The organism is Aeromonas molluscorum 848 (assembly GCF_000388115.1).
GTDB lineage: Bacteria > Pseudomonadota > Gammaproteobacteria > Enterobacterales > Aeromonadaceae > Aeromonas > Aeromonas molluscorum.
The window spans coordinates 1-8,079 of record NZ_AQGQ01000174.1; the positions used below are offsets into that span (position 1 = coordinate 1).

Genomic DNA, 8,079 nt, shown 5'->3' on the forward strand with positions numbered 1-8,079 from the left:
CCACCAGGGCTACTACAGGAGTCATAAAAGCCTCATTCTCAAGACGACAAAGGCTCCGGGTCCGAAGACCAGGAGCCGGATAATCATATTATCGGACGATCAGGGACGCTTAAGGGCGTACAACTTGCCGTCACGGCTCTGTACATACAGTACATCTTCATCCACCAGAGGGGCGGCATAGAGACCACTGCTATCGAGCTGCTGCATCGCCTTGATGGTACCGTCGGTACGATCCAGCCAATACAGGTAACCTTCCACATCGCCCACCACCACGTAGTCACCAAAGACGACGGGAGCTGTGACGCTGCGATTTTCCAGCTGAGTGTTGGACCACAGCTCCAGACCGTTGCGACGGTCAATGGCAAACAGGTGGCTGCGGCTGTCGGTCAGCACGATGGCATCACCGCTCACCGCCATGTCGCGATAGCCGGAATATTTGCGCTTCCACACCTCGTCGCCAGTCATCAGCTTGCGGGCCATCAACTGACCATTGTAAGCGATGGCATAGAGTTCATCACCGGCAATCAGCGGTGCGGCATCCACATCCACCATGCGATCCAGTTCGGTGGCGCCGCGCGGATCGGCAACCTTGGACTGGCGCACCGGTTGACCGTTGCTGAGCAGGGCGATGCCCACCTTGCCATCGGCGCGTCCGTACAAGACGGCACCATTGGTAATGACAGGGGAACCTGTACTGCGAAGGGTCAACGGCGGCTGCTCTTCGGACAGGGTCCATTGCAGCTTGCCTTCATCGGTATCCAGAGCGACCAGACGCCCCGAGGTAGTCAGTACCACGACCCGGCCATCCTCGACCGCTGGGCTGGCAACCACTTCGCCCGGCACATTGGTCTGCCAGAGCACGGCGCCGTCTTTTTCGTCCAGGGCATAGACCTGGCCGTTTTCGGAGCCAAGGAACAGCTTGCCATAACGAGACACCAGACCGCCGGAGAGACGGGCGCTGCGCTTGTCTTCGTTGACCGGCAGGTCCGCCAGATCCACGCTCCACAGCTCCTTGCCGCTCGCACGGTCGAAGGCGGTCACGTCACCGCCACGGGCGGCGGCATAGATCACATCATCCTCGACCGCGGGGCGCAGCTGGGAGTAGAAATTGCCTATGCCATCTCCCACAGAGCTGCTCCACAGGGCATCGGCCTGGAAGCTGGACTCAACCTGGGGCAATGCCGCCATGGGGTTGAGATCTTCATCCTTGCTGAACAGGGAGCAGCCTTGCAGCGCCACGGCGATGGCGGTGCCTAGCGCCACCCTTTTAAGGTCACGTTTCAGATCACGCATCCGGCGCTCCTGCATTGACGTTGGTCGGCAGAGCCAGGTCGTCCATCTTCAGCTTGAGCTCGGGGCTGGCTTGCAGGCCACCGGCATCGGCTGCGGCTTGATAGGCGTCGCGGGCCTCTTCCGGCTTGCCCTGCTTGAGCAGCAGATCGCCACGCACTTCGGCAAGTTGGGCCTTGAAGGCCTCGCTCTTTATCTTGTCGAGCTGCGCCAGTGCATCGTCAAACTTACCTTGATCGCCAAGCACCCGGGCCAGACGCAGGCCAGCAATGGGTTGCACACTCTCGTCACCCTGTGCGACCACCTGGTCAAGCTGCTGCTCGGCCAGATCCAGCTTGCCGGCCTTGACGGCGGCGGCAGCCAGTTGCAGGGCCGCCAGCTCGCTGTAGGATTCGCCCTTGTGCTCACCGATGAAGGTCTGCGCCTGGGCAAAGGCGGCATCGTCACCCTTGGCCAGGACCTGAATCAGCTGGTTGTAAGCCTGGGAAGCCGTTTCCTTGCTTGTCTGCTGATATTCGTTGTAATAGCGCCAGCCAAACAGGCCGACCAAGCCAATGACGGTCCCGGCAATCACCGAGGTGCCGTTCTCTTTCCACCAGCTCTTGATAACCTCAACCTGTTGATCTTCGGTGGTATAAACTTCCACGGCTTACTCTCCTTTGACTGCCAGCAGGGCAATGACGGCGTCGACCTTCAGGGTCTGTTGTTCCCCCTGGCCACGCAGATATTTGATGGTCACTTCCCCGTTTTGTGCCTCGGACTCGCCGAGGATCAGGGCAATGGATGCGCCGCTCTTGTCGGCACGTTTAAGCTGCTTCTTGAAATTGCCGCCACCACAATGGCTCATCAGGCGAAGATCGGGCAACGCATCGCGCAGCCGCTCGGCCAACTGGAAACCAGCGGCTTCTATCCCCTCGCCGACCATTGCCAGGTAGACATCGACCGCAGGGCGAATGTCAGCATTGAGCTCGAGGGTCTCGAGCATCAGCACCAGCCGCTCTATGCCCATGGCAAAGCCGACCGCTGGGGTGGCTTGACCACCGAGCTGCTCGACCAGACCATCGTAACGGCCACCGGCCAGGACTGTGCCCTGGGCGCCCAGGCTGCTCGTGACCCACTCAAATACGGTGAGGTTGTAGTAGTCCAGACCCCGTACCAGGCGCTCATTGACTTCATATTGAATGCCGGCGGTATCGAGTAGCTTCTTGAGCCCCTCGAAGTGGGCCAGGCTGGCCTCGCCCAGATGATCAAACAGACGCGGAGCACCGACCAGAATTTCCTGAACGCGCTCACTCTTGGAGTCGAGCACCCGCAGCGGGTTGCTGTACATGCGGCGCTGGCTGTCTTCATCCAGCTCATCCTTGTACTGTTCCAGATAGGCGACCAACGCGTCACGATAGGCCGCGCGCTCCTCGCTCTGACCCAGGGTGTTGAGCTGCAGGCAGACATGATCCTGAATGCCAAACAGCCGCCACAAACGGTGGGTCAGCATGATGAGTTCGGCATCGATGTCCGGGCCATTGACGCCAAACAGCTCGACACCGAATTGATGGAACTGGCGATAGCGACCCTTCTGGGGACGCTCGTGGCGGAACATGGGGCCCATATACCACATGCGGCGTTCCTGGTTGTAGAGCAGGCCATGCTCGATACCTGCACGGACGCAGCTGGCAGTCCCTTCCGGGCGCAGGGTCAGGCTGTCACCGTTACGATCCTCGAAGGTATACATCTCTTTTTCGACCACGTCGGTCACTTCACCGATGGCGCGCTTGAACAGATGAGTCTGCTCGACGATGGGCATGCGCACTTCGCTATAGCCATAGCTGGCGACGACCTGACGCAGGGTCTGTTCCACTTTCTGCCATACCGGGCTCTGCTCCGGCAGGCAGTCATTCATACCGCGAATCGCTTGAATCTGTTTTGCCACGTTGCTACTCGAGAAAAAGACGTGAAATGTGGCCGCATTATAGGGATTTTCAGCCCCGAGGTAAAATCGGGGCAGTTCCAGTGCGGCATGATGGCTCAACCGGCTCAGCAAGGACTCAGGCCTTGGCTGTCCGGCGCTGGCTGATAGGGATCAGCAGACTGTTTAAGCTTTGTCTATCCGGATCTGGTTGGCGGGATCCAGCATGGCGGCACGGGCACGGATGCGGCGCTCCAGCACGGGGATGAGATCCTTGTTGTCCAGACGATCGACCCGCAGGCCCCCTTCATAGAAGGCACTCTTGTTGGCCGCACCCGCCAGACCGAGATCTGAGACCAGGGCTTCACCCGGGCCATTGACCACGCAGCCGATGATGGAGACATCCATGGGAGTAATGATGTCTTCGAGCCGCTCTTCCAGGGCATTGACTGTGCTTATCACATCGAACTCCTGACGGGAGCAGGAGGGACAGGCGATGAAGTTGATGCCACGGGAGCGAATGCGCAAGGATTTGAGGATATCGAAACCGACCTTGACCTCCTCCACCGGATCCGCCGCCAGGGAGATGCGCAAGGTGTCGCCGATACCATCGGCCAGCAACATGCCCAAGCCAATGGCGGACTTGACGGCACCGGCGCGAAAACCACCCGCCTCGGTAATGCCCAGATGCAGGGGCTGGTCGATCTGCTTGGCCAGCAGGCGATAGGCACCCACGGCGAGGAAGACATCGGATGCCTTGACGCTGACCTTGAAGTTATCGAAGTTGAGGCGGTCCAGGTAATCCACATGGCGCATGGCAGACTCAAGCAGTGCCTCAGCCGTCGGCTCACCATATTTTTCCTGGATATCCCGCTCCAAAGAGCCACCGTTGACGCCGATACGGATCGGAATATTGAGATCCCGTGCACAGGCAACCACGGCACGTACCCGCTCTTCACTACCGATGTTGCCTGGATTGATGCGCAGGCAATCGGCGCCGTATTCGGCCACTTTCAGGGCGATACGGTAGTCAAAGTGGATGTCGGCAATGATGGGGATATTGGTCTGCTGCTTGATGAGCTTGAAGGCTTCAGCTGCCTCCATGGTCGGCACTGAGACCCGGACCAGGTCAGCACCTACTCGTTCGATGCGCCGGATCTGCTCGACGGTGGCGGCCACGTCCGTGGTCTTGGTGTTAGTCATGGTTTGGACCGTGATGGGGGCATCGCCCCCAACCGGTACATTACCCACCATGATCTGCTTGGATTTACGACGAATGATCGGGGATTGGTGAGCGGACATGGGTAGAGCTTACTCCTGCGGCAACGCGAACTTGGCGGTCCGGCCGTTGTTGTAACGGCTCATGTCGATGGACTTGCCTTCAAATTCAATCTTGACGGCCATGGGCGCCCCTATGATGAACTTGAAGGGGGCTGTCCCGGCGAGGGTCAATTCATCATTGGCCTTCTTGAGGCCACTGAACAATGTCTTGCCCGTGCTGTCTTTCACATCGAGCCAGCAGTCGGCGGCAAAGTTCAACTTGAGTTGGGGAACGCTGGCCGCAGTATCCGTTGCGGAGTCAGGCACGGTGGCAACAGCATCACTGACCACAGCATCTTCAACCGGGGCTGTACTGACGGCCTCGCTCGCGGTGGTGCTCTGCTCAACGACAGGGGCTGATACACTCCCCTCGTCAACCGCACCAGCCTGTTCGACAGGCAGTTCACCCTGAGTCGCCTCATTGATCTCGGTCGATGCCTGTGGCTCGGCTGGTGTACTCATCTCGCTGGCAGCGAGTGCATCCTCCCCGGCTGAACGCTTGGCCGTACTCTGCCACCACCAGGCGACGGACAAACCGATCAGCGCCAGGATCACCAGCCAGGTCACCAGTTTGAGGCGGCTGTCGTTGGCCTGCTGACGGGAGCGGCGCGAGAAGCTCTGCATATCAATGTTGTCAGGCGGCGTCAGTCCCAACTTGGTGTAGGCGGCCAGGACTGTCTCTTCCGGCACATTGACCAACTTGGCATAAGTACGCAAGTAGCCACGGATAAAGGTGTGAGCAGTATTTTTATCGTAAGTGTCTGATTCGATAGCCGCAATCAGGGTCAGACGAAGATGAAGGCGTGAGGCTACCTGCTCACGGGTCCAGCCAAGCTGTTCGCGAGCGGCGCGCAGCAGCTGGCCTGGGCCTGCTGCCTGAGATTCGTCTTGAGAGTCGTGTTGCTGTTCAATAGTCATTGGCTAAGTAACGCTTGGCTTGTGGCGAAGAGGGAAAGCGCTGTACCAGCTCAGTCCCGAATTGGTGAAGTAATGCCGGTTTGTCCATCGACTGGGCGAGACGCAGTCTCAACCAGAGACTCTCTTCGTTTTCATCGGCCACGGCCGTATAACGAACGAGATAATCCTGCACATCGGTCAGCTTGTCATCTTTCATGGAAAGCTCGGCCAAGTCCAGCAATAACCTTGGATCTCGGGGATTATACCCTAGGGCAAGATGATAGTACTCGCTCGCCTTCTCTTTTCGATTGTTTTGCAACGCGCAGATAGCCGCATTCTCATAGGTATTGGCGACCTTGACGTAGTCAGGTTGCGCGATGGCCTGGTTGAATGCCTTGTCGGCCTCGTCGAATCGGCCGCGATTACAGAGGAAGGCCCCATAGTTGTTCATCGCGTCAGCATTGGTCGGATCCATGGCCAAGGCTTTCCGATAACTCGCCTCTGCCGACTTGTAGTCCTGGACCTGCTGGAAGAAATAGGCAAAGCCGACCTGGATCTGGGCATTATCAGGATCGTACTGAAGAGCCTTGTCCAGATTGAATTTCGCCTGTTCGGCATTGCCCTGACGCAAATATTGGAGGCCCAAATCCAGTCTGGTCTGGGCTGCCGCTTTGAGATCAGGGCCGACTTCGCGTTGTGTCGAGTTCGGGCCAACGTAGCTAGTCTCGGTCACGCAGCCGGACAGCGCGTAAAGCGCCGCCACCAGTATCAATTTACGTGTATCCATTTCCCTGACTATACAATGGCTTAGCGGTTAGACCATTTTGACGGAAATCCCTTCCTGTTGCATCCGATTTTTCATGGTGCGTTTGGTGCGGTCGATCACCTCCCCCACCAGCTGGCCACAGGCCGCATCGATGTCTTCGCCCCGGGTCTTGCGGACGATGACGGTGAAGCCGTACTCCATCAGTACCTTGGAGAAACGGTCGATGCGACTGTTGCTCGGCTTGCCAAAGGGGTTACCCGGGAAGGGGTTGAACGGGATCAAGTTGATCTTGCAGGGAGTGTCTTTGAGCACCTTGGCCAACTCGTGGGCCTGCTGCATGTCGTCATTGATATGATCGAGCAGCACATATTCCACCGTGACCCGACCGCCGTTGGCATTGGACTTGGCCAGATAACGACGCACACCTGCGAGGAAGTCTTCGATGTTGTACTTGTCGTTGATCGGCATGATCTCGGAGCGCAACTTGTCGTTCGGCGCATGCAGCGAGATCGCCAGCGCCACATCAATCTGGTCACCCAGCATGTCCAGCGCGGGGACCACCCCCGAGGTAGAGAGGGTGACGCGACGCTTGGAGATGCTGAAACCAAAGTCATCCATCATCAGCTTCATGGCCGGCACCACGTTGGCCAGGTTGAGCAACGGCTCACCCATGCCCATCATCACCACGTTGGTGATGGGTCGTTTGCCCCCCACCACCTTGGCGGCGCGCCATACCTGGCCGATGATCTCGGAGACCTTGAGGTTACGGTTGAAGCCTTGCTGAGCGGTCGAGCAGAAGGTACAGGCCAGGGCACAACCGACCTGAGAGGAGACGCACAGGGTCGCCCTGTCCCCTTCCGGGATATAGACAGTCTCAACCTCTTGATCGCCGACCTGCAGTGCCCACTTGATAGTGCCATCAGCAGAACGTTGCTCGCGGCTGATCTCCGGGGCCCGGATCTCGGCGATGGTCTTGAGGCGTTCACGCAGCGCCTTGTTGACGTTGTTCATCTGATCGAAATCATCACAACCAAAGTGATAGATCCACTTCATTATCTGATCTGCCCGGAACGGCTTCTCGCCTAGCTCGACGAAGAAGGCACGCATGGCATCCCGATCGAGATCCAGCAGGTTGATTTTTGTTTCGCTCATCAAAGGCCTCAGTCCACAAACTACAAAATTATTGCTGACAGTCGTCAGGGGGCGGCATTGTACAAATAATGTGTCTGCCTTTCCACCCGCAGCATACGGGGTTATCGGGCTTTTCGCCAAAAAACGAAAGGGAGCCGGAGCTCCCTTTGCTAAATGTCACTGCCAGCGTCATCAGGCGCGCGGGCAGATCTCGTCATCGCTGAAGAAATAGGCGATTTCACGAGCCGCAGAGGCCGGTGCATCGGAGCCGTGCACGGCATTGCGATCAATGCTCTCTGCGAAGCAGGAGCGCAGGGTACCGGCCAGGGCATCGGCCGGGTTGGTGGCGCCCATGATTTCGCGATTGCGACGGATGGCATCCTCACCTTCCAGCACTTGCACCATGACAGGACCGGAAGTCATGAAGGTCACCAGCGCGTTATAGAATGGGCGCTCTTTGTGCTCGGCATAGAAGCCACCGGCCTGCTCAGCGCTCATGTGGATCATCTTGGCTGCAACAATACGCAGACCCGCGCTCTCAAAGCGGTTGTAGATGGCACCGATCAAGTTCTTGCTGACAGCATCCGGCTTGACGATAGAGAAGGTACGTTCGATAGCCATTAGATCTTCCTTAAACTACAGAGAATTATGATGAGAATTCATGTTCGGCGGCGATTATACGTAAACAAAAACTGGAATAACACACAATAAGGTAACTTTTTGTTAAACAAATTCATCGTTAAAACAACATGCCCGCCTATCTTGCCGCAGC

Annotated in this window: 8 protein-coding genes; all 8 read right to left on the reverse strand. The window is 57.8% G+C overall.

Translation table 11 applies throughout. From position 1 onward, the window contains the following. Nucleotides 1-99 precede the first annotated feature (99 nt). Nucleotides 100-1,293, reverse strand: a complete 1,194-nt coding sequence (gene bamB, locus G113_RS17270; protein ID WP_005907845.1) for an outer membrane protein assembly factor BamB — start codon at nt 1,291-1,293, stop codon at nt 100-102. After that, nucleotides 1,286-1,936 carry a YfgM family protein gene (locus tag G113_RS17275; protein WP_005907846.1) on the reverse strand — a complete coding sequence of 217 codons (651 nt, stop codon included), beginning with the start codon at nt 1,934-1,936 and terminating at the stop codon, nt 1,286-1,288. The genes bamB and G113_RS17275 overlap by 8 nt, the downstream gene beginning before the upstream one ends. Before the next feature lie 3 nt (nt 1,937-1,939). Next, nucleotides 1,940-3,217, reverse strand: a complete 1,278-nt coding sequence (hisS, locus tag G113_RS17280; protein ID WP_005907847.1) for a histidine--tRNA ligase — start codon at nt 3,215-3,217, stop codon at nt 1,940-1,942. Between the two features lie 162 nt (nt 3,218-3,379). Next, nucleotides 3,380-4,495: a flavodoxin-dependent (E)-4-hydroxy-3-methylbut-2-enyl-diphosphate synthase gene (gene ispG, locus G113_RS17285; RefSeq protein WP_005907848.1), complete on the reverse strand. Its 1,116-nt coding sequence runs from the start codon at nt 4,493-4,495 to the stop codon at nt 3,380-3,382. 9 nt (nt 4,496-4,504) lie between these two features. Then, a complete protein-coding gene (locus G113_RS17290; RefSeq protein WP_005907849.1) occupies nt 4,505-5,431 on the reverse strand; it encodes a RodZ domain-containing protein in 927 nt (308 codons plus the stop codon). Further along, the gene (gene pilW / locus G113_RS17295; RefSeq protein ID WP_040319356.1) at nt 5,421-6,197 is read right to left on the reverse strand and encodes a type IV pilus biogenesis/stability protein PilW; all 777 of its coding nucleotides are present in this window, start codon (nt 6,195-6,197) and stop codon (nt 5,421-5,423) included. Before pilW ends, G113_RS17290 begins: the two co-directional genes overlap by 11 nt. A 27-nt stretch (nt 6,198-6,224) precedes the next feature. Next, on the reverse strand, nt 6,225-7,328 hold the full coding sequence (locus G113_RS17300; protein ID WP_005907851.1) for a bifunctional tRNA (adenosine(37)-C2)-methyltransferase TrmG/ribosomal RNA large subunit methyltransferase RlmN: 1,104 nt from the start codon (nt 7,326-7,328) through the stop codon (nt 6,225-6,227). A 171-nt stretch (nt 7,329-7,499) separates the two neighbouring features. After that, on the reverse strand, nt 7,500-7,928 hold the full coding sequence (ndk, locus tag G113_RS17305; protein WP_005907853.1) for a nucleoside-diphosphate kinase: 429 nt from the start codon (nt 7,926-7,928) through the stop codon (nt 7,500-7,502). Nucleotides 7,929-8,079 lie beyond the last annotated feature (151 nt).

Bases quoted from the DNA above. Each gene is read 5' to 3' on its own strand.
- bamB (WP_005907845.1), bottom strand. From the start codon at position 1,293: ATGCGTGATCTGAAACGTGACCTTAAAAGGGTGGCGCTAGGCACCGCC.
- ispG (WP_005907848.1), bottom strand. From the start codon at position 4,495: ATGTCCGCTCACCAATCCCCGATCATTCGTCGTAAATCCAAGCAGATC.
- G113_RS17290 (WP_005907849.1), bottom strand. From the start codon at position 5,431: ATGACTATTGAACAGCAACACGACTCTCAAGACGAATCTCAGGCAGCA.
- pilW (WP_040319356.1), bottom strand. From the start codon at position 6,197: ATGGATACACGTAAATTGATACTGGTGGCGGCGCTTTACGCGCTGTCC.
- G113_RS17300 (WP_005907851.1), bottom strand. From the start codon at position 7,328: ATGAGCGAAACAAAAATCAACCTGCTGGATCTCGATCGGGATGCCATG.
- ndk (WP_005907853.1), bottom strand. From the start codon at position 7,928: ATGGCTATCGAACGTACCTTCTCTATCGTCAAGCCGGATGCTGTCAGC.